22 protein-coding genes are annotated in these 25,965 nt (G+C 37.2%); 15 read left to right on the forward strand and 7 right to left on the reverse strand.

Going from position 1 to position 25,965, the window contains the following annotated elements:
* Positions 1 to 36: 36 nt before the first annotated feature.
* From ACXACQ_RS20920 to ACXACQ_RS20930, 3 genes are all read left to right on the forward strand, one after another.
* A complete protein-coding gene (locus tag ACXACQ_RS20920; RefSeq protein WP_474977947.1) occupies positions 37 to 774 on the forward strand; it encodes a hypothetical protein in 738 nt (245 codons plus the stop codon).
* An 18-nt stretch (positions 775 to 792) separates the two neighbouring features.
* Entirely contained in the window at positions 793 to 1,815 is a 1,023-nt protein-coding gene (locus tag ACXACQ_RS20925; RefSeq protein ID WP_474977948.1) for a hypothetical protein, read from the forward strand.
* Positions 1,816 to 2,002: 187 nt separating this feature from the next.
* On the forward strand, positions 2,003 to 2,671 hold the full coding sequence (locus ACXACQ_RS20930) for a hypothetical protein (RefSeq protein WP_474977949.1): 669 nt from the start codon (positions 2,003 to 2,005) through the stop codon (positions 2,669 to 2,671).
* A gap of 182 nt (positions 2,672 to 2,853) precedes the next feature.
* On the opposite strand, the gene ACXACQ_RS20935 is transcribed toward ACXACQ_RS20930, so the two are convergent.
* Positions 2,854 to 3,891: a helix-turn-helix transcriptional regulator gene (locus tag ACXACQ_RS20935; protein ID WP_474977950.1), complete on the reverse strand. Its 1,038-nt coding sequence runs from the start codon at positions 3,889 to 3,891 to the stop codon at positions 2,854 to 2,856.
* A 65-nt stretch (positions 3,892 to 3,956) separates the two neighbouring features.
* On the opposite strand from ACXACQ_RS20935, the gene ACXACQ_RS20940 reads away from it, so the two are divergent.
* The 4 genes from ACXACQ_RS20940 (at position 3,957) to ACXACQ_RS20955 (ending at position 9,675) form a co-directional block, all read left to right on the forward strand.
* Complete coding sequence (locus ACXACQ_RS20940; RefSeq protein WP_474977951.1) at positions 3,957 to 6,320, forward strand: TonB-dependent receptor; 2,364 nt, start codon at positions 3,957 to 3,959, stop codon at positions 6,318 to 6,320.
* Positions 6,321 to 6,365: 45 nt separating this feature from the next.
* Positions 6,366 to 7,586, forward strand: coding sequence for a DUF4374 domain-containing protein (locus ACXACQ_RS20945; protein WP_474977952.1), 1,221 nt, complete (start codon positions 6,366 to 6,368; stop codon positions 7,584 to 7,586).
* 75 nt (positions 7,587 to 7,661) lie between these two features.
* Positions 7,662 to 9,182 (forward strand): ankyrin repeat domain-containing protein, encoded by a 1,521-nt coding sequence (locus ACXACQ_RS20950; RefSeq protein ID WP_474977953.1) that lies wholly within the window; start codon positions 7,662 to 7,664, stop codon positions 9,180 to 9,182.
* 4 nt (positions 9,183 to 9,186) lie between these two features.
* Positions 9,187 to 9,675 (forward strand): DUF2271 domain-containing protein, encoded by a 489-nt coding sequence (locus ACXACQ_RS20955; RefSeq protein WP_474977954.1) that lies wholly within the window; start codon positions 9,187 to 9,189, stop codon positions 9,673 to 9,675.
* 145 nt (positions 9,676 to 9,820) lie between these two features.
* On the opposite strand, the gene ACXACQ_RS20960 is transcribed toward ACXACQ_RS20955, so the two are convergent.
* Positions 9,821 to 10,693 (reverse strand): helix-turn-helix domain-containing protein, encoded by an 873-nt coding sequence (locus ACXACQ_RS20960; RefSeq protein ID WP_474977955.1) that lies wholly within the window; start codon positions 10,691 to 10,693, stop codon positions 9,821 to 9,823.
* A 139-nt stretch (positions 10,694 to 10,832) separates the two neighbouring features.
* On the opposite strand from ACXACQ_RS20960, the gene ACXACQ_RS20965 reads away from it, so the two are divergent.
* From ACXACQ_RS20965 to ACXACQ_RS20980, 4 genes are all read left to right on the forward strand, one after another.
* Positions 10,833 to 13,250 (forward strand): TonB-dependent receptor, encoded by a 2,418-nt coding sequence (locus ACXACQ_RS20965; RefSeq protein WP_474977956.1) that lies wholly within the window; start codon positions 10,833 to 10,835, stop codon positions 13,248 to 13,250.
* 21 nt (positions 13,251 to 13,271) lie between these two features.
* Positions 13,272 to 14,525: a hypothetical protein gene (locus ACXACQ_RS20970; RefSeq protein WP_474977957.1), complete on the forward strand. Its 1,254-nt coding sequence runs from the start codon at positions 13,272 to 13,274 to the stop codon at positions 14,523 to 14,525.
* A 372-nt stretch (positions 14,526 to 14,897) separates the two neighbouring features.
* Complete coding sequence (locus ACXACQ_RS20975) at positions 14,898 to 15,185, forward strand: hypothetical protein (RefSeq protein WP_474977958.1); 288 nt, start codon at positions 14,898 to 14,900, stop codon at positions 15,183 to 15,185.
* 17 nt (positions 15,186 to 15,202) lie between these two features.
* A complete protein-coding gene (locus ACXACQ_RS20980) occupies positions 15,203 to 16,801 on the forward strand; it encodes a PepSY-associated TM helix domain-containing protein (RefSeq protein WP_474977959.1) in 1,599 nt (532 codons plus the stop codon).
* An 807-nt stretch (positions 16,802 to 17,608) separates the two neighbouring features.
* Here the strand turns inward: ACXACQ_RS20980 and ACXACQ_RS20985 are convergent.
* The 4 genes from ACXACQ_RS20985 to ACXACQ_RS21000 all read right to left on the reverse strand — a co-directional run bounded on the left by ACXACQ_RS20985 (position 17,609) and on the right by ACXACQ_RS21000 (position 22,678).
* On the reverse strand, positions 17,609 to 18,601 hold the full coding sequence (locus ACXACQ_RS20985) for a helix-turn-helix transcriptional regulator (RefSeq protein WP_474977960.1): 993 nt from the start codon (positions 18,599 to 18,601) through the stop codon (positions 17,609 to 17,611).
* A 792-nt stretch (positions 18,602 to 19,393) separates the two neighbouring features.
* Complete coding sequence (locus tag ACXACQ_RS20990; protein ID WP_474977961.1) at positions 19,394 to 20,932, reverse strand: Ig-like domain-containing protein; 1,539 nt, start codon at positions 20,930 to 20,932, stop codon at positions 19,394 to 19,396.
* Between the two features lie 86 nt (positions 20,933 to 21,018).
* Positions 21,019 to 21,663 carry a sterol desaturase family protein gene (locus ACXACQ_RS20995; protein ID WP_474977962.1) on the reverse strand — a complete coding sequence of 215 codons (645 nt, stop codon included), beginning with the start codon at positions 21,661 to 21,663 and terminating at the stop codon, positions 21,019 to 21,021.
* 91 nt (positions 21,664 to 21,754) lie between these two features.
* Positions 21,755 to 22,678, reverse strand: coding sequence for a ketopantoate reductase family protein (locus ACXACQ_RS21000; RefSeq protein ID WP_474977963.1), 924 nt, complete (start codon positions 22,676 to 22,678; stop codon positions 21,755 to 21,757).
* A gap of 467 nt (positions 22,679 to 23,145) precedes the next feature.
* Here ACXACQ_RS21000 and ACXACQ_RS21005 point away from each other — a divergent pair, with 467 nt between their 5' ends.
* Positions 23,146 to 23,469: a thioredoxin family protein gene (locus ACXACQ_RS21005; protein ID WP_474977964.1), complete on the forward strand. Its 324-nt coding sequence runs from the start codon at positions 23,146 to 23,148 to the stop codon at positions 23,467 to 23,469.
* Between the two features lie 36 nt (positions 23,470 to 23,505).
* Here the strand turns inward: ACXACQ_RS21005 and ACXACQ_RS21010 are convergent, their stop codons facing one another.
* Positions 23,506 to 23,928, reverse strand: a complete 423-nt coding sequence (locus tag ACXACQ_RS21010) for a cupin domain-containing protein (protein WP_474977965.1) — start codon at positions 23,926 to 23,928, stop codon at positions 23,506 to 23,508.
* Positions 23,929 to 24,075: 147 nt separating this feature from the next.
* On the opposite strand from ACXACQ_RS21010, the gene ACXACQ_RS21015 reads away from it, so the two are divergent.
* From ACXACQ_RS21015 to ACXACQ_RS21025, 3 genes are all read left to right on the forward strand, one after another.
* The gene (locus tag ACXACQ_RS21015; RefSeq protein WP_474977966.1) at positions 24,076 to 24,711 is read left to right on the forward strand and encodes an HD domain-containing protein; all 636 of its coding nucleotides are present in this window, start codon (positions 24,076 to 24,078) and stop codon (positions 24,709 to 24,711) included.
* 155 nt (positions 24,712 to 24,866) lie between these two features.
* Positions 24,867 to 25,436: a DUF4136 domain-containing protein gene (locus ACXACQ_RS21020; RefSeq protein ID WP_474977967.1), complete on the forward strand. Its 570-nt coding sequence runs from the start codon at positions 24,867 to 24,869 to the stop codon at positions 25,434 to 25,436.
* A gap of 224 nt (positions 25,437 to 25,660) precedes the next feature.
* The gene (locus tag ACXACQ_RS21025; RefSeq protein ID WP_474977968.1) at positions 25,661 to 25,939 is read left to right on the forward strand and encodes a hypothetical protein; all 279 of its coding nucleotides are present in this window, start codon (positions 25,661 to 25,663) and stop codon (positions 25,937 to 25,939) included.
* Positions 25,940 to 25,965 lie beyond the last annotated feature (26 nt).

Here is a 25,965-nt window from a genome sequence, read left to right on the forward strand (position 1 = left end):
ACCTAATAACAACTTTCGATAGTTAAAACTAATAATATGCATTTCAAAAAATTGACCGCTTTGCTATCCATTGCATGGATACTGGGTTCTTGCACCGAAACCGAAACGATTGAAGCTCCGGCTCTGGCTTCTAACAGGGTAATGGAATTTAAAATCAGCAATTTAAATGAACCCATCTACGGAGCTATTAGTGAAGATAACCTCACTATCAACATATACCTCCCATATTACTATTTCTTAAGCATTATTCAGCCAGAAATAGAAATTTCTGAAGGTGCCATCATTAGTCCGGCCAGTGGTGAGTATATAGAAAACATACCGGCTCTCATTAATGGAGAAAATGACTTTATATATACCGTTACAGACGCTAACGGCCATAGCGTAGAATATCAATTAGAAATACACTCAGACCAGCCGGAACTAACTGTAGATGAAGTAAGTACAGCCGAAGACACGCTAGCACTTAGCCAAGGCACAATATACATGTACAACGGAGCTGAAAACTGGGTAGCTGGTGGCTTAGACCTTTCTGGCGCAGGATTTTTGATCAAATCTAATGAGGTACAAGTAGGCAAGGTATTTTTCATAGCAGAGGATGGCACAGCATACGAATCTCCCTTTATCCACGTGCCGAGTAGTACAAAAATGTCTACCAGCTTTCCTAGTTATGAAAATATGCCTACAGGAATTTATCAGGTGCGCATTGAAATGTACTCGCAATCTTATACACTAAAATATCCTGTGCTAGTAACCGAACATGTGACGTACGGCTAACCTTTAACCTTAATTATAATGAAAATTTTTACCTCAAATTATATTAGAAATTTCTCACTGGTTCTATTCAGCTTTTTGATTTATTGCTCTTGTGATACCGAATATGTAGATGAGCTATACCCATACAGTGAAATCACCAGTTTTTATATAGATATGGACAGTATAGAGTTGCATGGGGCTCTTTCTGGCGAAACCATATTCCTATATACCTCAGCGTTACAATCATTACCCGATTCTGTAACTCCAGAAATAATGATATCTGAGAATGCTACCATCTCCCCTTCCTCTATGGAGAAAGTACCGCTACAAGATGGTGTAACTTACACCGTAACTGCGCAAGACGGAAGCACTACCGTATATACACTAAATGTAATGCCCCTACAGGTAGACCTTACACTGGAAAAAATAAATGTCTCTACTGCCGAATATGGACAACCAAGGTATGTAGTAGGCTCTGGCTATTTGCTAAACAAGCCAATGAATGAAGTATACCTGGTTTCTGTAAAAGATGGAAAAGAGACGCCAGTCATCATAGATGCTGTCAATGAAAGTAATGCAGATGGCTTTGGAGAATCCATTTATTTTACCTTGCCTGAAGAAGGTACCACCCCACTAGATACAGGATTTCATTTATTGAAAATTGTAAGCGGAGAGAAAGAGATAATATCAGACTCTGCAATTCTATATGTAGAATTCACCTCGCCTAGCTTCGATGAAATAACAGAAACCATTACCGCTACCAGAGGAGAAACGCTAACCTTAACAGGCAGCTATTTTGGAGAAAACAGAAACCAGGCCGTGCCTGTAGTAGACGCTAAAGCATATCCTACATATGATGACTATAGAAATGATACTAATGGAGTGCTTTTAGAATATGTAAGCCATACCGATAACTCTGTTACTTATAATATTCCTGAAGAAGCCACTTTAGGAGACTACTATGCTTTTAGAATTAATTTATACGATTCGCGCAATGACAAAACGGGAGCCTACCGGATTAGATCTACGGAAGCCCCACTGCTTATTATTGAAAACAACTAATTTTTATAACCCAGGTAAAGAAGTAAATGAAAGGTAAGCCGAACACTGGAACTGTCCGGCTCATGCCTCTTAAATCTCATTACAAATAACCAATAATTAAATAATTATGAAATTAATTCAATTACGGGATTCAAAAAGCAATCCTAAATTAACTCAAAATCAAAGAATTACAAACCTATTTTTATGCATGCTTCTGGTTGTAGTAGTACTGTCTGCCTGTCAGGAAGAAGAAGTGCGACCAGAACAGCCCCTTGCAATAGACGAATTAGCGGTAAGCCTTGCCGATGGTGAAACGGCCTCTTTTGAAGAAGATGAAACTCATGGCGACATTACCAGAGATGGTGATGTTTATTCTGTAGAAAATTTCTTTCAAGGAATAGCCGGCACTACAGAAGATGAGCACGAAGCTAATTCTGAATACTATTTTGATTTATCAATAAATGATGGAGGTACTGCTTCAGATCATTGGATTGAGTTTAGTGGTAGTGCTAATGGCACCGTTTCTTCTCCATACACCATGTATTGGACTAACACTGCATTTGATGATGTAACCATCAGCACCTCTACTAATGGCCCTATTACTGAGCTAGGAAACAACCGTACTATGTGGGAAATATCTCCATCTAGTGGCGATTACTCTATCAATACCACTGAGCCAGGATGGTACAATTATCATTTTGTTACTCATACGCTATATCCTTTAGTAGAAAATGGAACAAATATAACTTTAGTAATTACCGATGATTCAGCAACTTATGCTGTGGAAATTCAGGATATATACTATGATGGAAGCCCTAACGGTGGTTTTGCTCCTGATAACTACCCTTATCTAAAATTCAGATATAAAGAGCTGTAACCAGTTACTTACATTTACTTCTCACCTGAACCCATTGAAGCCGCCCCCAGTTGTGCGGCTTCTTTTTTATATCCCACAACTGATGAGCAGAAATTTCACTCACTTAAGTTTTACTACCTTAAATTTTAATCGCTAATTTTCATTGCCGCTATTACATGCCAGTACCCTCTGAAGACCGCTCCCTAAATACCTGCCTGTTTGGGAGTAACTCCAAAGGTCTTTTTATAAGTAGCTATGAAATGAGAGACATTTTTATAACCTAAAGAATAAGCTATCTCCCCCACGCTATGATTAGAATTTAACATTTTACGCGCCTTTTGCATGCGGAGAGCTATCACGTAAGCTCTTATAGAAGTACCAAAAGCCTCTTTAAAACCTTGTTTCAATTTTAACTCATTTAAAGATACTATTTTCGATAGCTGCTTAATGGTGGGAGGGTTACGATAATGGTTATCTAAAAATGTTTTGGCTTTAACTAAATTTTCCGAAGCCATGAGATCAGCAGGAACACTCTCTGATGTCTTATAAATGTGCATCATCAAGAATAATTCTTTCAGTTTGGTCTTTACGAAATACTGAGCCACTTCACCTCTTAAATTATGGTCTAAAAGCTCTCCCAATATCTCTACCAACTTAAAACTTGCTGGCAACACTATTTGTCCAAAACTGATATAATTACCTTGTCTAACCTCTCTATGGAAAATATCATCGTTACGCCAATCTTCTCCAGAAAGCAACGCAAGATAAAACGAACGAGATAAAAATAGCCTGAAATAATTGAGGGGCTCATCGCTATCTTCTGGCATTAACACCTGCGTATTGATCTTTTTTCTAAAAGCAAGCTGTAGCACCCCTTGCGGAATATCCTTGATTGGTCTTTTATCCTTTTTAATGATTCTGGATTTACCAGTAGCCAATAATGAAATCTGTATATAATCAGCTCCTACAGTTATAAGGTCAATATTAGTGGTTAATACATCGTATTTATTATTAATAATACAAAACCCATCAGTGTAAAACACAGAACACTTACCTACTAAAAAATCATGATCTATTTTATGGGTTAAGCGGGTAACATCACCTGTAATCTGATACTCATCGGCCAAGTCTACGTCTACCAAAACCCTCCTATTCTCTTTCAGCTCTGACCTTATGTACATAATACGGATATCGTCATTTTTTATACCATTGCTGTTATCGGTGCTACTGGCGCACCACATAGATTTGCAATCTAATTTAGAATCAGTTTAAATAAAAATAATTATTGAAATCAACTGCCAGCTTTTTGATAATCCTCTGCCTTTCTGCTGTTAGCGGTTTTGCTCAGCAGCAGACTGCGCAAATCAGCGGAACGGTAACCTCGCCCGAAGGCCCATTACCCAGCGTGATGGTGTACATAAAAAATCTTTCTTTGGCTACACAGACCAATTCAAACGGTACCTATACGCTGACCGTTCCTGCCGGTAAACACAATCTACAATTCAGGCTGATAGGATACGAAGAAAAGTCAGTGCCGCTTACACTGGCTCAAGGAGAACAAAAAGATATAAATGTACTCCTCCACGAGGTGGTAGCACAACTCAATGAAGTGGAGATCTCAGCACAGGCTATAGAGCAGATAAAAGAATCTCCATATAACGTAGTGGCTTTAGATGCTAAACCCCTTCATAATTCTACTATGGACGTAAGTGGCATGCTCAACAAAGCCTCCGGAGTTAAAATCAGATCTTCTGGTGGAATGGGCTCCTCCATGTCTATTTCACTCAATGGCTTTACAGGAAGACGTGTAAAAGTTTTTATGGATGGCGTACCTATGAGTGGATTTGGTGCTGCATTTCAGTTAAACAACATACCCGTTTCCATAGCCAACAGAATAGAAGTTTACAAAGGTGTAGTGCCTATAGAATTTGGCTCAGATGCCATTGGTGGCGCTATTAACATCGTTACAAATCAATCTGCAAATACATATTTTGATGCTTCGTATTCTTATGGCTCCTTTAACACCCACAAAGGCAGTATCAGCGTAGGTCATACTACTAAAAATGGTTTTTCCTTCCAGCTAAATTCTTTCATAAATTATTCAGACAACGATTATAAAGTTCATTTAGACAAAATGCTAAACGTTTCTACCGGACAGTACATCTGGGGAGACTATACCGCAAGAAGGTTTCATGATGCCTATAAAAACCAGACTGTTATGGCTAAAATTGGTTTTATAAAGAAACCGTGGGCAGACCGAATATTTTTGGGTTTCACTACCGGAAAGGTAGAGCAGGATGTTCAAAATGCCAGCACTATGGAAGTAGTATACGGTGCCATTACCCAATCTGCGGCTACCTTCCTACCCTCTCTGGAATATTACAAAAGAGATTTTCTAACTAAGCATCTTTCTTTAAGGCTTACGGGTAACTACAACTATAATTATAATGAAAATGTAGATACTACCTCACGGTTATATAACTGGTATGGAGAGTTTACAAAAACCAGAACAAAAGGAGAAAAAGGTATCAACACCCTGTCTAAATACAAAAACAAAAACTACTCTTCCACTGCCAATATTTCTTATAAACTCAATAAGCATCATTCATTTATAGCCAACGATGTAATAACAGGGTACACGAGAAAAGCATCCAATAGCGTACCTGCTGAGGAGCTATCGGCCGCTGATACTATGAGGCGTGTTTCCCTCAAAAATGTATTGGGGCTGTCATACGTCTATCGGCCCAATTCTAAATGGAATATCAACCTGTTTTGGAAAAATTACTATCAGCATATAATAGGCCCAGTGGATACTGCTACCGTAGGCAATAGCTCGCATTATGAAGAACAAGAAAGGTCATTCCAAACCTCTGGCTACGGTATAGCTTTAACACGCTTTTTAAATGATGACATTCAAATTAAAGCTTCTGTAGAAAAGGCTTACAAATTACCCTCAGGCCAACAACTATTTGGTGATGAAAACCTTACCACTTCCAATGCCAGCCTTAAAGCAGAAAATTCAACAAACGTAAATCTGGGGGCATCTATCAATAAAGCACTGCATGAAAAGCATGTGTTATATGCCGATATAAGCGGGTACTACAGGTTAAATAAAGATTTTATTCGTCAAGTGCAAGATGCAAAATATGCCACCATGAATAACGTGAATTTTGGTAGGGTAAGAAATATAGGAGTAGACATGGAGCTTAGATATTATTATAAAAATAAGCTGATGATAGGCGGAACAGCAACTTATATGAGTCTTCTCAATAAGGAAAAATATAGAGACGCTCAATCAACGGTACAAAGTCCATTCTACGATAACCGAATGCCCAATATTCCTTATTTCTACGGCAATACCGATGCCGTATACTATGCACATAACCTATGGAGAAAAGGCAATACGCTAACCATAAACTATACTTTCAATTTTGTAGGCAAATTTTACCTGCTATGGGAAAGCCAGGGCAATGGCAACAATAAAGCTACCCTACCTAAGCAGTTATACCATGACTTATCTATTAGCTACTCCATGTCTAAGCAACGGTACAATCTCAGCTTAGAAGCACTCAATTTCACTGACGCCTCTCTGTACGACAATTTCAGCCTGCAAAAACCAGGAAGAAGCTTCAATGTGAAGGTGAGCTATCATTTTGTAAAGAAAAATTAACAAGAACAACTTAATCAAATTCTATAACAATAATCATTTCTTATAATGAAAATCAATTTCAAATTTTATGCCTTAAGCATAGTACTAGCTATGCTTGCTTTTGCAAGTTGCGATAGCGATGATGATGCTACTACCCCACAGCCAAATCCAGACCCAGATACGGATCCGGAAACAGTAGAACAGTCAAAATTTTTTATTGCTGCAGAAAATGAAGGTACTTACTTCTTAACTGTTGATAGCCTAAATGGAGGCACCACTACAACCACCAATAACGGTATAGAAGACCCTCAAAGTTATACTCACTATGCCTACAACGGCTCAGAAGCTGTATTAGCACTTTATTATAGACAAGGAAACCCTTCATTAGGAAGAGTTTTCGGGCTCAATACATCAGGTGATTTAACAGAAGTAGGTGCAGGTTTTCAAATGACAGCAGGTTTTTCATCTATTGGTTCTTTTGAAAACTATATCATAGCTACCAAAGGAGGTGTAACTTTTTCTGATGAAACCGTAGGGCAAAACTTCTATTTCATAGACCTAGATAATGATGGCGTTATTACCGGCAAGCAGTTAGTAACTAATGGCTTGGTAAAAGAAAACGAAGATGCTCAATTGGTAGGTATAGTAGATGCTGGAGATGGAACGTTCCTTTCTGCTGTTCAACCTGATAACGGTGTGGACACATGTTTCATTGTAAAGCTAGATGAAGACTTAAACGTGATCAAGGTTATGGATGACGATAGAATAGGCTTGGCCCTAGGACAATGGAGATCGGCAAGGTATTCTCTCATAGCTAATGATGATGACGGCAATACGTATGTCTTCGGGAGTCCTAATGGAGGAACAAAAAGCGGTGGAGTGCTTAGAATCAATCAGGGAGCTGATGACTTTGACACTGACTATTACTTTGATATACAAGCAGAATCTAACTACTCTTTCAGAAAAGTATTCCATATAACAGGGGCGTATTTCATGCTGGAATTCTACAACGAAGAGAACCCTGGTAATGGCACTGCTGCTACCCAATACGGAATTGTAAACGTAGAAACTAAATCATTCTCATGGATTACAGGATGGCCGGCCCTTGACAATATCCAGAATATTGGCTGGCCACTGTCTGCAGATGATTTAGCCTATGTACCTATTACCACATTAGATGCAGACCCTACTGTATATGTGATAGACCCAGTTACAGCTACAGCCACCAAAGGAGTAGTAGTAGAGGGCGCTACAAGTATAGGAGGATTAGCAAAACTATCTTATTAATTAGTTAATAGTAGAAGTAGGTGCTCCGGTATAATGCCGGGTGGCATCTGCTTCTTTCTTAATTAAACGTTAATTATGAAAACACTACTTCACTTAATGGTTTTTATAACCATGGCTGCATTCCATATTAATGCACAACCACACACTTCATCTAGCCCGCTAACAGACAGGGAATTTTGGAAAACAAACCCCAGCCTAGATCAGGTCAAAGCCGAAGTTAAAAAAGGTTTTGACTTTGCTGAAGTGGCTGGTATGTCAGATCCTATCTCCTTATCTATAGTAAGCAATGCTAACCCTGAGGTAATAAAATACTTAATAGATCAACCAGGTGTAGACCTTAAACACTTAACAGTAGAGGGACGAATATACCTGCACTGGGCTGCAAATAAAGGAAATGCCGAAATAACAGATTACCTCATCAAAAAAGGATCTGACATGGACTTTATGGACTCTCACGGTCATACGGCATTAACCTTTGCCGGTTTTCAAGGCCATTTGAATAAAGAGGTTATTGATGTTTTCATCAATAACGGCCTCGATATTAAGAAAAAATATGAATCTAAAGAGGGAGCAGACATTCTCCTACTCTCTATTCCTTACGATAAAGATTTGGTAATAACAGACTATCTGGTATCTAAAGGTCTTTCAATAAACACAACAGATAATAACGGTTATACTGCTTTCACCCACGCGGCCAAAATTGGGAATGTTTCTAACATGAAAAAACTGCTTGAGCGAGGTGTAAAATATGATGATGACGTGCTGCTTGTGGCTTCACAAGGTACCTACAGAACCGCTAATTCCATTGAAGTTTACCAATATCTGGTAGATGACCTTAAAATAAATCCTAAAATCACCTCTAAAGATGGCAGAAATGTACTGCATGCTATAGCTGGCAAAAAAGAGCAGGAAGAAATAGTGAAGTACTTTTTGGAAAAAGGTGTGGACATAAACCAAGTGGATCATGAAGGCAATACACCATTTATTAATGCAGCACATAGCCAAAGTGCGGAAGTAGTAAGCCTTATGCTGCCCTACCTAAAAAAGAAAACCATCAATAAAACGAACAAAGAGGGCCAAACAGCGCTGATGCTGGCTGTAAACAGAAACCAGCCCGAGGCAGTATCTCTATTATTGAAAAAAGGAGCAGATATATCCATCAAAGACGAGAAAGGTAATGATGTGGGTTACTATCTGGTAGAGTCTTACAGGGTACCAGGTGGTAGACATAGGGGCAACCAAAACAATGATGCGTTCAATGAAAAAGTATCTATCCTTAAAAATGCAGGATATAAGTTTAATTCTAAACAGGAAAAAGAACAATCATTATTACATTTTGCCGCTACTAAAAATGATCTAACGCTGATTAAAACACTTGTTGATGCAGGTGCAGATGTAAATGCCAAAGATGCCAATGGCACCACGCCACTTCACCTGGCTGCGATGAAAGCTACCGATGGCAAAATTTTAACTTATCTGGTAGGTGCAGGAGCTAATAAGCAAGATAAAACGGGCTTCGATGAAACCGCTTATGATCTGGCTCAGGAAAATGAAGCCTTGAATAACACTGGCATGGATTTACAATTTTTACAATAAATAAATGAAATCTAAATTTTATATACTGCTAGGCTTTCTAGCTATCGCATCTGCGTCTCTGGCCTTTAAAGCTCCTAATGAATCTAAATCTCTTAAATGTCTGGTACAGCTTACTAATTATGAAGGAGAAGGTGCTTACATAGTTATTTCACTCATAAACCCCGAAGGAAAATATGAGAGAACCCTTCATGTAGTAGGAGAAGATGAACAATGGTACCACGATCTAACAGAATGGTGGAACTTCTACCAGACTAACGACAAAAAAATAGATGGCACAAGTAGCGCTACTATAGCAGGTGGTGAAAGGACAGTTTGCTTAATTGATGTAGATGCTGATAAAATTGATGCCGGATACAAATTAAGGTTTGAAACGGCTGTAGAAGGACAAAAGTATTATACTGATGACTTGGAGTTTCCTTTAACTACAGCAAACATTACTAATAAATTTGAAGGAAAAGGGTACATAAGATATGTAAGAACCATGCCTTCGTAAGACTACATTTACCGTTGGTTGTTATTAGATGCAAGTTGGGTAATCTTCCTGTTTATTCAGGAAGATTACTTTTTCTCACTTATTAATTATTGCCTTATGAGCCTGTCATAAATTAATACCGCAGCCATTAATAAAAAACCATGTACTAAGCCAACAGCTGGCTGGGCACGTACCCAAAATGTTTCTTAAACGCTGTGGTAAAGTGTTGAGGATTTTTATAACCTACACTATCTGCCACCTCAGATACATTCATCTTTCTCTTCACCAGCATAGTTTTAGCCTCTATCATGCGCAGGTGTGTTAAGTAGGAAAACACAGGCTCATGATATACCTTTTTAAAATTTCTATTCAGCTTGTACCGGTTAGTACCCACTGCTGTTGCAAGCTCATCTACAGTGATGGATTTTTTAAGGTCGCTTCGTAAAATTTCTTCGGCTTTCACCACCTTCTGCATTTCAGCATTACTCAAAAGACTGGGCCTGCGTTTAGATTCCACTTTACTTAAATGCTCAAAGAGATATCTGAATATCGCATTTAACTGTGTTTCAATGTAAATAATATCCACCTCTTTTTGCTGAGAGGTTTTAATAATTTCTTCCACCTTCTCTTTCAAAAAGGTGTCTATACCCACACTATGTTCAAACATTTTAAACGGCTCCCTACTCTTTAGGGCTTCTCCAAATGAACTACTAATCTTAAAAAGATCATGCTTAAACAATCTTTTAAAAAACTCCTCTCCACACTCAATATCTACAGAACTAACCTCAAAAGGTTTCACCATTAATTTACCCTGAACTTCTGGCAAGTAAAAAAAATTATACTGCCCCTCCTCTATAGTTACAGGTATACCTCTGTCGGTCGAAGGTTCGTAATGAAACTTGCCATTAAATACAAACTGAAGCTTTATAAAAGGAAAATCATGATTGATATCAAACTCCATAGGAGCACCAAAGTCCATATTTCTAAAAAAGATTCTGGCTCCTTCCAAATACACTGATTTATTAAAGGTCTTGTCCAAATTCTATCAAGTTAGTTACTACTATTGATCCTCTTCCATTGAAAACGCTCATTTGCGTAGGTTATAATGCGTATTGCGTTATCAACTATTTTGAATAGAAAATTAGGTTTGCATCACTATTCATAATTAGTCTAAATAAATGCTAAGATACGGCAAAAATACGCTATTTCTGCTTTTTTCTATTTTCATTACCCCCGTATTGGGTCAATCTATCATTTCCGGAACAGTTACAGGACAGAATAAAGCCCCACTATATGGCGCTACCATACTGATTAAAGGCACCTCTTCTGGCACAGCTACTGACTCCGATGGCCACTTCTCCCTATCCACTTCACATACAGGAAATTACAACTTGGAAGTACATTATATCGGTTTTGACACAAAAACTATCGCCATTGAATTATTATCCGGTCATACTACTCACCTACAAGTTCAATTAACCCCTAAAGACAAACAACTAGATGAAGTTCTCATCAAAAGTAAGAGTATAAACGAATTAAAGAAATCTGAACCTATTAAAATACAGGTAATTGAAACAGAGCAATTTAAACTACAATCGGCTTCAGTAGTAGAATTAATTAACCGCTCCCCCGGTATTCGCATCCGACAGTCTGGCGGGCTGGGTTCTATTACTCAAATTAATCTTAATGGCTTTCAGGGCAGCTCCATACGAGTATTTAAAGACGGAGTACCTATGGATTATCTAGGCACTGCCTATAGCATAGGGCTAGTACCTACCAATACCTTGCAGCGAGTAGAAATATATAAAGGGGTTTTACCTGCACAGCTGGGATCTGACGCCTTAGGAGGTGCCTTAAACTTGGTATCTCAGAGCAAAAGCTCCAGCGGCATATCTGCCTCTTATGAAATAGCCTCTTTTAACACCAACCGCGCCACCTTAAATGCTAATATAGTTTCTAAAAACAAAAAAGTATTTGGAGGAATAGAAGCCTTTTTCAATTATTCAGATAACGATTATAAGGTAGATGTAAACTACGCAGATGAGGAAACGCGTAATGAAATTCCTATCGAAGCGAGGCTATTTCATAATGCTTTTCGACAACACTACATTGAAGCTTATGCAGGACTAGCTGATCTTACCTGGGCAGATGAACTCAAGGTTTCTGCTATTAACTTCAAACTACATAGAGAAAACCAGTTTGGCCAGCTCATGCAGTATCCGTTAGGAGCTGCTTATAACACTCAGGAGGCACATATTATCCCTACATTTCGTTGGAAAAAAGCCTTTTTCAATAAAAAACTGAAACTGGATCAGTTTTTAACATACAGCAAGATTACTCGTGTAGCGGTGGATACTTTAAGTGGTAGGTATGACTGGTTAGGCAAATACATACCTAATACAAACGGGCAGGAGCCTGGAGAGGGCGGCAGCGCTAATCTCACCACTATGGATATGTACAACACCACTTCCCAGACTACCGTCACCTACAGCCTAAATCCTAAAAATACCCTCACGCTGAATACGGTATATAATAAATATGAGCAAGAGGGTGATGATCCTTATGGGGAAATGACAGAAGGAGAAAACCCGGTAAGACTGATCAGCCTGCCCGCTGATTATAATAAACTGGTGGTAGGCCTGGCTCTGGATAGCGATATAAAAGATGAGAAAATACAAAACAGCTTACAGGTAAAATATTATGATTCTCATTCCAGCGGACTTTCTTATGATATCACTACCGGTCTGGTAAGTGATGAAGAAGAAGCTGCCAGCATATCAACCTTTGGTGCTGGTAATTCGATAAAGTACGCCTTAAGAAAAAGCTCCTATTTACGCTTTTCTGCTGAGCAAGCCACCAGACTCCCCTCTCAGCGTGAAATATTTGGTGACGGTGATATGCTGCTTGCCAATTTTGGCCTTAACCCCGAACGCAGCACTAACATTAACCTGAGCATGCACCGTGAAAATGACAACCCTCTTATAATGGACTTTAATTTTTTCTATAGATATACCAAGGATATGATTGCTACCAGGCTCTCGGAAAGTGGATTTTTCAGTATTAATGAAAACCTGAACAAGGTGCGAGGATATGGTTTAGAAACATCTGCTCAGTATAGTTTCCTGAGCCATTTTAAACTGAACGGTAATATGACCTATCAAAGTTTCAGACAAGTAGGTCATCAGGAAGATGAGACAGCTCTCTATGATGGTGCCAGGGTTAACAATATGCCTTACTTCTTCGCTAATATCGGCTTAGAGGCCAATTTCGAAAGTGTATTTACAAAAAAAGACATAGTAAAAGGTTATTGGAACTATTCTTATGTACATGCTTACTTCCTTAAAAGAATTCCCAAAGATTTAGAACCAGATGGATTTCTACAGTTATGGGGAGATCCCGGTCTGGAAACCCCTTTATATATGGATTCACAACATCTGCATTCTGTAGGATGGGTTTGGATACCGAATAAGGATAAAAAACTCTCTACCGGCATTGAAGTGAAAAATATATTCAACCAAGCGGTGTATGACAATTTCAAAATTCAAAATGCAGGAAGAAGCTTCCATTTCAAGCTCACTTATTCCTTAAACTTTTAACTATCAAACAATTAATTAATAATGAAACATATAAAAACTATTTACCTTTTACCCTTTCTTCTGATCACTTTTCTGTTGGCCTGCTCCAGTGATGATGATGACGCACAGCCAGCAGAAAATGCCCAAGGGAGATACCTGGTTATGTCTTCTACAGAAAAGCTTGCCACGGGTGAAGCATATTTAACTTTGTATGACACACTACCAGAAGGAGACATAGATAATGTAAGCACCAATACCACTCAGGTAGATGCTTACGGACGTTTTTCTGTTATAGATAATAAATGGGCATTCAAAAAATTTAAATTCACTGGCGAAACAGGCATAGTACGCTATAGTTTGGATGCTACAGGAGCCTTGCTCACTGACGGCTTCATCAGTTCTTCTGCGGCACCCAATTATTTCATAGTAGATGAAAATACCGGTTTTTATTCGGATGCAGACCTCAGTGCGCTTGGTGTGCAGACTTTCAACCCTACCACCATGTCACGAACAGGCTCTGTTGACGCCTCGTCTTTATTTTCTGAAGATGATCTGGCCAAATATAATATTCAGGTAGGAAGTCAAACGCTGGTAGCTTCAGGAGGAAAACTATTTGCCAATGTAGAATATGAAGTGAAAGAAGATGCCCCTGAGGGCACGTTGCCTCCTCACTATACCATGGTAGTATTTGATATCAGCAGTGGTATTGCAGAAAAGCTGATAGAGCACGAAGCGGAAGTATATGACCAAGGCCATCAGGGAATAACAGAGTACCCCGCTCTTTTAGTGACTGAAGATGGTACCATTTATATGTCTACCCATGCCCTGTTTGCTAAAGATGACAACGGTAATGTGCCTTCATCTTGCTTATTTAGAATTAAGGCAGGAGAAACGGACTTTGACCAAGATTGGCTCCTTACCGGATCTGATATACTAAGCAACGGAGCAAATGGACTGGTATGGTCAATAGCTTATACTAATGGCAAATTATATGTAGACTGCTCCGATGAGCCCATTGCCGCTGATTATTCTAACATGATGAACACCTTTTACAATGTTTATGCTGTAGATACTGAAACTAAATCAGCCAATAAAGTGACGGGGGCGCCTGCCACTACATTCGGTCATGCTGATGGCAACCTATTTGACGTAAATGGAGAAGTATTCTTTCAGGTAAAAAATGATTCTGAAGGATCTGGGTATTATGTACTCAATAGTGATAACACCTTCTCACATGCATTTGATATTACTGACACCTATCCCCGAGCTATAGGTTATTTAGAAATTCAGAAGTAATCATTATTTCAATTAAAATTAGACTTATGTACAGCCTATCATTACTAAGCAGTTTTTTTTCAGTGTGGTGCCTCTACTCTGCAAGTGAACGGGTAGAATATAATAAAAAAGGCATTGCTCTGTGGCTTGCTGCACATGGGTCTATATCAAGATTTCTATCAGGGTGCCTCTTTTTTTTGAGCATCCTGATATTAGCGAGCCATATAGGGCTTACCATCGCTATTTTAACCAGCGCATGTATGTGGATTTTTGTAGCAAGTGCTACCACACTACTTGCCCCCTTTCATAGGGTTAAACCCCTACACCTAGCGCTAATTATAGGAATTATAGCAGCAGCTGAATACTTATTTCACACCTTTCAAATTTGATAATATGCCCGCAAATCCGAAATACCTTACCACCTCTGGCTGGGTAAAATTTGGTAAGATTACAGCAGCAATAATTGGTGGTTTAATAGCCTCTCTGAGTTTTCATCTGGCCCTGGCCACCTGGCTTCGCCCTACTTTAGTATGGGGTACTTCAGTGTTTTCCATGTTTATTTTATGGGTGGGTTTAATTGTGGTTACATATTGGGTGCCTAAGGTGTGGCACATCTGGTGCATACTATTGCTTATCATAGCATTCAGCGTAGCATTTATTTACTTAGGAAAAAGTGTTTAATCTTCTAAAATTTTAACATGAACAAGAGAGATTATAATGTTTTCTTTAACACCCACACGGTAAGTGGTATTGTAATTAGCATTGGTTTATACGTAATTTTCCTGGCCGGCTCCTTCGCTCTATTCATGGAAAATATTGATCACTGGGAAATAAACGAACCAAGATCTTCAAACACACTTATAGACTATGATCAGGTAATACAAGAAGTAGCTGCCAAAGGATATAACATGCATGGGCGAGACTTCCTGATAGGTGGGCACAATGGAAAAGTTACTGTTACCTCTCGTCCGGTGGCTGACACTACAGCAGTAGCCAGTAAACTTAACATTCTACCCCCTGCTGTGGCCAAAGGCCCCATAAAACTAGAGATCAGTGCCGAAAGTCATTTAATTGATAAAAAAGAAAATACAAATGCCCCAAAAGCAGAATTGGGTCACTTTCTATTCAATTTACATTATTTCAATCAAATTCCTAAAGTAGGCATTTTTATTTCCGGGCTTGTTTCTATATTTTTTCTCTTTGCCATTATTACCGGACTCATCATTCATTGGGATAAGATTATTTCTCATTTCTTTACTTTTAGACTTAAAAGCTCATTAAAAAATTTATGGACCAATGCCCACACCACTTTAGGAATCATAGGTCTACCTTACCAGCTTATGTATGCCATTACCGGCACTGTGTTTGGGCTTTCGGTTTTGCTGTTTTTCCCTTATGCCAAAGTACTTTATGGAGGCAATTTACAAACAGCCCTTGAAGAGGTATTTCCTTCTCCCGGCACGCAGCACTTCGAGTTAAAAGGCTATACTGACTCTTCCGTTTCTATCAATAATTTAGTCTCACAAACCATAGAACTACTGCCAAAAAAAGCTGAAAAAATAATTAGCCTATCAGTAAAAAGCTATCACGATGAAAATGCTCATTTGGTAGTAAATATTATTAACGATCAAAAAAGCAGCTTTTTTAATACCGTAGAGCAAGTATACAGCCTGGCCGATGGGCATTTGATACACGAAAAGCAAGCTAAAGATCTACCTCAATATGCAGTAGGTATGGTAGAGTTTCTTCATAAAATACATTTTGGAAACTATGGCGGCTATTTTCTGAAAATAATTTATTTTCTCCTAGCCCTACTTACCTGTCTGGTAATTATTTCCGGGGTCATGATATGGCTAAAAGCCCGTGATAATAAGAAATACGCTTCTCAACATCAATTTAATACCAATGTAGGGTCCATTTATCTCGGAGCATGCCTGGGACTATATCCGTCTATTGCTTTGCTATTTATACTTACTAAAGTGATGCCTACTACAGATCATCGTTTTACCATCATCAGTTGGATATTTTTAGCTTTTTGGCTGAGCTATACTGCCTATGGATATATGAGCAAAAACTATTTTAACATTAATAAGAATGCCCTAATTCTGGCTGGTACGTTTGGTATACTCATACCTGTATGTAATGGACTAAACTCTGGACTATGGTTTTGGAAATCGATATCTCTAGGTTATACTGATTCATTTTTCGTAGATATATCATGGCTTATTTTAGGCTCCCTTTCACTAATAATAGCACTAAATTTAAAGCCCAAGAAGCTTCAACCTACATCAAGGTAAAATATCATATTCAATTAATACTGTCCCAAATTGGCTACTAAGCAGGTGCCTGTAGGCTATTTTATATTTATCGCAGCCTCTTAATAAGATTTTTCCTTCATTAAATGGAATGGCTGATCTTCCTCATAGCGGCAAGACACAGCAAAAACACTCCTTATCAGCAATATATTAATTTCTTAACAGAGAATATTTTAGTGTCGCTTTTAAATAGTGTAAATTGAACACTTTCTAAAAACTCCATTTAAAGAAGGGAAAGTAGCACAAAAAATAACCCCCTCAGAAAATCTGAGAGGGTCTGATAAGGTAAGAAAAAGCCTAAACGCCAATTTACTACTTTCCCTTTACCCATTTTCGTTACTCGCCTTGTTGAATGCAAATTCAAACTATTGCAGAGCAATTATTGCAGCTATATAAAGGATTGCTGCAATCCTAACCTAAATTTCATCTTCTGCTCAAGCACATCTTTAACCTGTGTTTTACAGATGATTTAAAAACCGCCCAGATAATTAAAAAGGACTCCTACAGTTCCCCATACAGTAAGAGAGATAACAACTATGTAGGTTGCATATCTGACAGTTTTCATAAAGCAAAACTATAATTATCTAACTCATTTGACAAATCTAAATGTTTAAGGTATGTCTCAATACTTGTAGATATGTAACACAAAACACCCATAAAAGCCTTAAAACCAAGATTTTCAAAACACATCGATAATTATTGATAAATAAATGAGACATTTTGAATAAAACATGTAATCTTATGACAACATGCTTTCGCACTAAATTTTTATGTTAAAACAATAATTATTTATGCAGCTGTTACAGCTTCTACCATTTCTTCAGAAAACCTACTTGGAGGACAACCAATCATTTCTGTAAAAATTCTAGTAAAATAGCTAACTGAATTAAACCCACAACTAAAAGCCACCTCTTTCACGGAGCATTGTTCATAGCTTAACATTAACACCGCCTTTTTTACTTTATAATACCTCATGTACTGACTAATAGAAATACCTAACAATGCCTTCATCTTACGGTGCAAATGGCTTCTACTTACGGCCAACTCATCACATAAATCCTGCACCTCGCCATGGCTCGTTTTCCCCATTAACTTATCTATAGCTCTATCTACCGTTTCTAAATATGCCGCATCGCATGCTTCTAAAGCTTCACAATTTTCAAAGACTTCATTAAATACATTGGCATCCTTTCTTAATGGGTTAGTATTCTCTTCACTCTTAGATACGGTATTGCTGCTACAACTGTTTGTGGCACACATTGCATCTTTCTTCTTATCTGACTGAGTCCGCTCATAACTGTCTCTTAAAATAGTAGAAAGTGCTGCCATACCTACCAACAGCCATACTAAATGAGCTGAAGCTCCTAGCTCTGGAGCATGAAGATCAACAAATTGTAAGACCTCTACAGACACCAAAGCAGCTAAGGCCGCATTTCTAAAAAGAGGTTCATTCAACTTCATTTTACCCGAGATCTTAGTATAAGGCTCCAAAGTAATTAACAAAGCAAAAACTAATAGCAAGGGATACATGGCCAATGTTCCAAATAAATAAACCGCAACACGAAATATTGTATATATAAACAACCCCACTAAGAATAAACTTCTATACGGTTTTACCAGTAGCATAAACTCATTGCTCATTCTGGTGGCCAACACAAATGATATGCTCAAAAATGACACAAAAGTAAGGTTTTTGCTAGACACCAAACTTCCAAAATTTATGGTAAGAGGGCCTTCCATATAATGATAGCCAACCAGCAAAGAACATATGCAGAGAAACATAACACCCGTTAAAATACAGCAGAGTCGCTTACACAATAAATCTTTGAATAATGTAATTCCAAAAAACATCAATATAGGGGCGCCAAAAAACTTAGCTAAACAAATAACATTCCCTAAACTTGAAATGGTTAAGTACAAATGATCCATAAATGAAATTATACAAGTTATTTTGAAAACAGCTCACTCATCTACGCATAAGAATATTTAGATACTTGGCTACAAAACCTTCCAGCTCTAACCAAAATCTCAACGTTGTAGTATCTGGCACTTTATCAACTTCAGCCTTTACCCTATTCACTTCTAGTTCAGACTGACCGGTACCAGTAATTTAAAGCTGTATCAATTTCTAAATTAATCGGTTAATAAATTCGTGCATAAAGCCTTTCTCTTTTTCAGTAAAGCCCATATACCTACCTATAAAGTAATAATATTAACTACCAGTAAGTATTTTCTCAAAATCTAAAATAGAAAAAAGCATGCCCTTGTAAGGTGCAATTTATTACAACTTCGGCCATCTGGGGATAATAACCGAACCTTTCATCAATACGCTAATAACGTATTTTATAACCACCCATTATTGTAATGGTTTTATAAAGAAACAAGAAATGATTTATTATAAGAATAATATGCGATAAATATTTTAAAAAATAATTCTACCGACCTAGATGTAGCCTCAAAACCCTGCATAACTTATAAAGATATGGTTGGTTTCAGTGAAGAATTTGATTTAGAACAGCTTCATTAATTTTAAATATGAAAGCCATTACTATTTGTAATGGCTTTTATGTTCTATTACTTTTTAAAGTGTCTTTTGCCTTTATTGTGATTCACAAATAATTCCATAGAGGCTATAGATTTACCTTTCTCCAAAAATGTACCAAACCCATTTTCAGACTGTTTCATCTTTTCAAGCGTTTCATCATATCCATCTACTCCCTCCACTTCGTACAAGTAAAATTCTAAATTAGAATCCCACGGCAATTCATAAGCAATAGATGACGGCAATTTCAGATCAGGAATAACTCCCGTCCCTTCGGAGACAAAATTAACCCAACCTACTTGTTCATCACTCTTAAATATTATGCCCATATCAAAATTACCAGAAGTGGTATAAGTCATTGATTTCTCCCCCTCACTAAGTTTTATCTCCCCATCTAAATCTAAGACACCAATACCTTCTACTCCATAACTATTTTGATCGAATACTCCCCAATCGCCAGAAAACTTTATTTCAGTATAATAATTATCAAAGGTATTTCCCGGATAATACATCGTGAATTGATTAGGAGGTTGGTTATATTGACTATAATCCTCAAGCTTGAATCGGTCTTCTCCTAGAAAGGCTATTAAAGAATAATCAAGTTTATCCAAATCCAAAGAAAGCTGAGTTGCTACCGATGATAGCGGCTTATTTACCAAACTTAAATCGATGTCATTTTCACCGACTACAATATTAGGGTACAGATTATAAAATTGCTTCTCACCCACAGCTGATTTTTTGATAACATACAAAGGGCTAGAACCATTTTCTATTAAAGGAAGTGAAACTTCTTCCTCACCTGCCTCCGCAATTTTACTAGTATATATAGAAGACAATACGTACTCTTCACCTGCTGTGAGGTTGTTGTTCAATAATGCAATATTTGCAAGATAATCATCATTTATGAGAGTCACCCCATCATGATCACCCTCACCATCCAAAAGAGATAAGCTCCATTCACTTCCTCTTTCTATATTAGAAAAAGTCAATAACTGAGCGCTTGATTCAAATTCAGTATATTCTGTCAGATAAAAGGAAGATCCATTAAAATCAGAGGCTTTTAAAGTTACCTTTTCTCCATTAACATAACTTTTAGATGTAATTAAATTACCGTCAGTATCAGAAAGGAATACTATTCCTGTTTCACCAGATCCAAGAAATGAGGCACCTACTTCAAACGTGATCAATCCATTTTTTACATGAATAGTTTTGGTTGCTTCTCCTTTGTTTCCTGAAGGGTCAAATGCAAAAGCTTTAATAGTATAGGTACCATCTGCCAAATCATTAGAATCCCAATCTAAAGTAATACTAGAGGTAGACTCTCCTTCTTTTGCCAATTCTTCATTGATATAAAACTGAATTAGACTAACGCCATTTTCATCAGCCGCCTGAATTTTGAAAGGTACAGTGTTAAAAACATCATTGCTTTCAAAACCATCAATAGAAACTGTAGGCTTGGTAGTATCTACAGCATCATTAGTGGGGGAATCATCATCTCCACAGCTACAAAATGCCATAGAAGCAGAGAACAATATTGAATACTTCAATAAAGTATACTTGTTGGTTTTCATATTTAGTTACAAGTTTAGATCAATAAAATTTGTACAATTTAATCAAAATAAATACTTATACCAACTAAATATCAGCAACTTACAACTCAACGATCACCCTTAGGAATAGTTCCGAAGACATAGTCCCAAAGAAGAGTAGAAACACCGAAAGCTTTATGCTCTGGGTACTTATAATGGTGCATAGCATGGTATTTCCAAAGCTTTTTTAAAGGAGCATAATTGGGGGCTTTAAATCTATGCTGAGCATAATGAAGAGAAATATACAAGAGATAACCTAAAAGAAAGCCCGGAAAGAATGCCAATGCATAGCTCCCTAGCGCCAACCAAAAAATGGTATAAAAAACACTTAATAATAATAAAGCAGGCACTGGTGGCATGGCCAACCTTGTGGGGTCTTTGGGGTACTGGTGGTGAATGCCGTGTCCCAAATGTTGAATTTTGAGTAAAAGCTTACTCTCTGTATGAACATGATAAACATACCTATGTATCCAATATTCAGCAAATGTCCACACTAACCAGCCCAGCACAAAGTATATCATTACACTTAGTGCAGGTAACCTTAAAAAGGCGAGCCAGCTAAATGCTATAATTATGACAGAATGCATCGTAATAGGTACCGCTACATGCGTACGTGTTAGCTTTTCTAAAAAACCACTTTTAAACAATTGATCCGTCCCCTCATTTTTTGGACGCAAATGTTCTGGTATTTGGTAAAACTTATTCTCTATCATGCTGTAAAGAAACAGCCCACGTAAAACTCATAATATGACAAATGTCAGTTTTTTATATTGACATTTGTCATACTTAATGATATCCGGCTCGCTATTTTACAACATAGCCAAGAAATTTTGCTATTTTCTCATAACAAGGAATGTCTACGGACTTTGTATTGGCCATTTTAACAATTTCAAAGATCATATTTTCTCTTTCATCTGCTCCTCCATTGGCAACATCCTTTTGCAAAGAGGTCGTAAAATTGTCAGCTAATTGACGAAGAATCTTCAAATTATTTTCAATGAAACTTTCATCTAATGTATAATTATATGCATCAGCCACTCGCTGTTGCTCGTGCAAAAGGTTTTCAAATTCTAATAAACAAGAGTTATTTTCTCGCATTTCTTTAGCAGCTACATTATAGAAAAGACCCACTGCAGAAAAAGCAGAGGTAAAGCATAGCTTTTGAAATATTTCACTTTCAATAGCCTGGGTATACTTTACATAAATATTGCTCTGCTCCAAGTCAGCATTTACTGTATTTAGAACTGGATAATCAGTAATACTGATATTTTTGTCTCCATACACCACACGAAAAATAGCATTGTTCTGTTTAATCTCACCGGGCGCAGAGATATACCCAGTAATATAGATACAGCCATCAAAAACCGTTGCTTCTGTCAAGCATTTCCTTAACACTCTTCCTGCATTCATAGCATTCAATACAGGAATGACTAAGGTTTTAGGATTTTCAATTCTTTTTATAATGGCTCCCGCATCTTCTAAGTTATAGGCTTTTACACATACAAAAATAACATCAAAGCTTTCATCTCCCAGTGCATCAGCACTTAGTGCTCTGATATTGTGAATCACATGCGAGTTTCCGTCATGAGAGTTTACTTTCAGCCCGCTATTCTGTATCGCCTCCAGGTGTTTACCTCTGGCCAAAATAGTCACATTATGGCTAGACTTAGCCATATAGGCTGCAATTAACCCTCCTGTTCCGCCTGCCCCGATGATTAGGTATTTCATAATGATTGTTGTGTTGGATTTAAACTAGCTTTATATACAGTTATACTAGATACAGAAAAAATAGATTAAAATAATTTCTCCAAAAACCATTTAACCTGTAGGGGAATTAGACCAGAGGATTGTTAACTTTAAATAGAGGAACTCCTCTACTACAACAGTAATCTTCCAACACTGTGAGCAAGAGCCGCATTTAGCGGCTCTTGCTGTTTATTAATTAAATCAATAGATTATTTAAAATATCTATAACACACCAACTATTATAATGTAACTTTTTAAACCCTTAAATAAACTATACCCACATTTAACCATCATTAGTTAAATATTTTAAACTCAAAATCTCAACACCCTTCTATCAAAAATGATAATCAACTCTCTATCAAAAAATTAACAAGCTATATTGATGAGCGAAAAGGTTACTCCTGCACTTTTCTTTCGTATGTACAGTGAACTAAAACGCTTTAATTACTATGGAAACAAAAGTTGTTAACGACTCAGAGTTTGAGAAAATCATTAGCTCCAATAAAAAAGTAATGGTAAAGTTCTACGCTGATTGGTGTGGTGTATGCAAACGTTTTGCTCCTGTTTATAAAAATCTTAGTAATGATGATAAATATAAAGACATCACTTTTATAGAAGTAGCTGCCGAACACACACCAAAAGCAAGAATAACAGCCGGAGTATACAGCTTACCTTATTTCGCCACCTTTGACAATGGCAATATTAAAGACAAAGTCTCATCTGACAATAAAAGTAAAGTTGAAGCTTTATTAAACGACCTAATCACCTTGTAAATTAACATGTACTGCCTTTATAGAAGGCAGTATAATTTACCCTTCTTTTATGATGGTAAGTGGTTTTTGTTCGGTTCCGGCATAGAAAACAACAATTACCGCTGGCTCATCTCCTACATTCTCTCCATAATGCCATTTATTAAACAGCTCAATTATAGTGTCTCCCGTTTTAAGTTCAAGCAGATCTCCTTCGTCATTTTCAACTCTTAAGTTACCTTTTAACATTACACCCGCATTTATTACCAAATGTTTGTGCCATTCGAGCTTGGCATGAGGTGGTATGCTAATTTTTAAAATAGTTATTTTTGGCTGATCGGTGGGGTAATTTGGCAAAGGGGTTCCATCCCAGCTCACAGTACTTTCAGCCAACTGCTCTACTTTTATTTGAGCGGTAACCATTTTAGCATCACAAATTAGTAATGTTGTAAAGAATAAAAATGGAATTATTATTCGTTTCATACAATTAAAGTTAAGGTTGATCACAACAACTATGACCAAAAGTAGTTTTTTATATGGGCTAAGATCAATTTATATTCCCAAGTTTCTACAGATTCTATAGCTATATTTACTGTATAAATAAGGAATGATGAACAGGAGGATGCAGATATGATAATTAAGAAACAGATTGTAAAAGCTGAATTATTAATTGAAATCCAGCAATTTGTAACTCAACTTATAAAAAGCAAAGTCAATTATCCGATTTTATTCCATCAATTAGATCATACCATTGATGTGGTAAAAGCAGTAAGAGTAATTGCCAGGGCGGAAAAGCTCAGTGCAAAAGAAATAGAATTATTAGAGATTGCTGCTTGGTTTCATGATACGGGTTACAGTATCTCCAACCAAGATCATGAAGAAAACAGCCAGGTGATAGCCCAATCTTTCCTAAAAAACAAAAACTACCCCGAAGAAGACATCAACATAATACTCAACTGCATAGCCGCAACAAAACTTCCTCAGACTCCCCAAAACCACCTTGAAGAAGTCATTTGCGATGCAGACTTATACCACCTCTCTCAACCAGACTACTGGTGTAAAAATGAGCTTTTGAGAAAAGAACTAGAGCAATGTTTCAAAGTCAACTATGACTGCAACCAGTGGTACAATAAAAACTTGCATTTCTTGCGAGACCATAAGTATTTCACAAATTATGGCAAACGTGTTTTAGAAGACCTCAAGTATAGCCACCTGAAGAAAAATCTAGAAATGATAAAAAACACATGCACCTTAGACAACATTTAGCATTTCTCTTTTGCTAAAAGACCAAGCCCTACCCCACTGCTTTTACCTCCTCATATCACTAGTAAAAGACACAAAAAGTGTGTTTTTCAATTAACAATCCTCTTTTTAAACGGTTTATAAATCAAACATATATTTCTAACCTAAAATAGATTGATATGAAAAAGATGATGTTAATATTAGGGCTGAGTATATTTTATTTCAATGCTAATGCTCAAAGAATATATACTGATGAAGTACAAGAAGCGCAAAATAAAAACTTCCATACTTTCGCTTTACTAGATAGGTCTTCAGAACCAGAACCTGGTAGTGCCGAAGCATTGATTATTGAAAGTGATGAGATGCAAAGTATTTTCATTTTTGAAGATGATGAATACCCCGGAGCTGACGTAAAAGCTTCTATAGACCGATCTCTTAAACAAGAACTGATAAGAAAAGATTTAAATTATGATGAGACCCACCCTGATGTACTCATCTCTTATACTGTTTTTGGCAAAGATGGAGAGTTGCGTGGTGAGTTTACTGATGAGGATGAACTTAACAATACACCTAGAAACGAAAAGTATAAGGTACAAGAAGGGACTCTACTTATTACCGTAACAGAAGTTGACAGCGGCCAAACGATTTGGCAAGGATTCGAGGATGGGGCATTTAATAAAGATGAACCCATTACCGAAAATGAAGCGATAAAGGCCGTTACAAACATAATGAAACGGCTAGCCATATAAATAAACTTATAAGTCCGGGCTGCAATTCATACTGCAGCCTGTTTTTATGCATTTTTTGAACCAAAATATTAGCTTACCAACTAGCTACCATCAACTTGGCTCCTAAAAATGCAATTTGACGTTGTTTAATAACCTCTCGAAGGAATTAGTATACTTATTAACTACCCCGGGAACAACTATATATTAACTTTCGTTAACACAACAATCAATTAAACCATTTACTCATGAACAACCAAAAAAGTGCTTATAATGAAATTATGGGTTATACGGATAAGTTGGAAAAAGCTTCATTAGAACTAAGATCCAAACTCACCCCATTATTGTTATACACGGAGGATTCAGAAGAATTATCGGCAGAAGAAAAAGATTGTATCTTAAATATTCTGGACACGATAAAAAAGAAAAGTGACGAGTTAGTGAATGTAGAAGAGCAATTAAAAGAAGTCATTTCATTACTTGCTTCAGGCAAGGCCGTAAATGAATTAGAAGCATCTACTATTTAAAAGTTAAAATAAAAAAAGGGAATCCG

It is taken from the genome of Fulvivirga sp. AWR4_260 (assembly GCF_056158185.1).

What these genes read in the sequence shown, in the direction of transcription:
- ACXACQ_RS20950 (WP_474977953.1), top strand. Translation starts at nt 7,662, where the DNA reads ATGAAAACACTACTTCACTTAATGGTTTTTATAACCATGGCTGCATTC.
- ACXACQ_RS20990 (WP_474977961.1), bottom strand. Translation starts at nt 20,932, where the DNA reads ATGAAAACCAACAAGTATACTTTATTGAAGTATTCAATATTGTTCTCT.
- ACXACQ_RS20935 (WP_474977950.1), bottom strand. Translation starts at nt 3,891, where the DNA reads ATGTGGTGCGCCAGTAGCACCGATAACAGCAATGGTATAAAAAATGAC.
- ACXACQ_RS20925 (WP_474977948.1), top strand. Translation starts at nt 793, where the DNA reads ATGAAAATTTTTACCTCAAATTATATTAGAAATTTCTCACTGGTTCTA.
- ACXACQ_RS20945 (WP_474977952.1), top strand. Translation starts at nt 6,366, where the DNA reads ATGAAAATCAATTTCAAATTTTATGCCTTAAGCATAGTACTAGCTATG.
- ACXACQ_RS21005 (WP_474977964.1), top strand. Translation starts at nt 23,146, where the DNA reads ATGGAAACAAAAGTTGTTAACGACTCAGAGTTTGAGAAAATCATTAGC.
- ACXACQ_RS20955 (WP_474977954.1), top strand. Translation starts at nt 9,187, where the DNA reads ATGAAATCTAAATTTTATATACTGCTAGGCTTTCTAGCTATCGCATCT.
- ACXACQ_RS21020 (WP_474977967.1), top strand. Translation starts at nt 24,867, where the DNA reads ATGAAAAAGATGATGTTAATATTAGGGCTGAGTATATTTTATTTCAAT.
- ACXACQ_RS20980 (WP_474977959.1), top strand. Translation starts at nt 15,203, where the DNA reads ATGAACAAGAGAGATTATAATGTTTTCTTTAACACCCACACGGTAAGT.
- ACXACQ_RS20995 (WP_474977962.1), bottom strand. Translation starts at nt 21,663, where the DNA reads ATGATAGAGAATAAGTTTTACCAAATACCAGAACATTTGCGTCCAAAA.
- ACXACQ_RS20965 (WP_474977956.1), top strand. Translation starts at nt 10,833, where the DNA reads ATGCTAAGATACGGCAAAAATACGCTATTTCTGCTTTTTTCTATTTTC.
- ACXACQ_RS21010 (WP_474977965.1), bottom strand. Translation starts at nt 23,928, where the DNA reads ATGAAACGAATAATAATTCCATTTTTATTCTTTACAACATTACTAATT.
- ACXACQ_RS21015 (WP_474977966.1), top strand. Translation starts at nt 24,076, where the DNA reads ATGATAATTAAGAAACAGATTGTAAAAGCTGAATTATTAATTGAAATC.
- ACXACQ_RS20930 (WP_474977949.1), top strand. Translation starts at nt 2,003, where the DNA reads ATGCTTCTGGTTGTAGTAGTACTGTCTGCCTGTCAGGAAGAAGAAGTG.
- ACXACQ_RS20975 (WP_474977958.1), top strand. Translation starts at nt 14,898, where the DNA reads ATGCCCGCAAATCCGAAATACCTTACCACCTCTGGCTGGGTAAAATTT.
- ACXACQ_RS21000 (WP_474977963.1), bottom strand. Translation starts at nt 22,678, where the DNA reads ATGAAATACCTAATCATCGGGGCAGGCGGAACAGGAGGGTTAATTGCA.
- ACXACQ_RS20920 (WP_474977947.1), top strand. Translation starts at nt 37, where the DNA reads ATGCATTTCAAAAAATTGACCGCTTTGCTATCCATTGCATGGATACTG.
- ACXACQ_RS21025 (WP_474977968.1), top strand. Translation starts at nt 25,661, where the DNA reads ATGAACAACCAAAAAAGTGCTTATAATGAAATTATGGGTTATACGGAT.
- ACXACQ_RS20970 (WP_474977957.1), top strand. Translation starts at nt 13,272, where the DNA reads ATGAAACATATAAAAACTATTTACCTTTTACCCTTTCTTCTGATCACT.
- ACXACQ_RS20985 (WP_474977960.1), bottom strand. Translation starts at nt 18,601, where the DNA reads ATGTTTCTCTGCATATGTTCTTTGCTGGTTGGCTATCATTATATGGAA.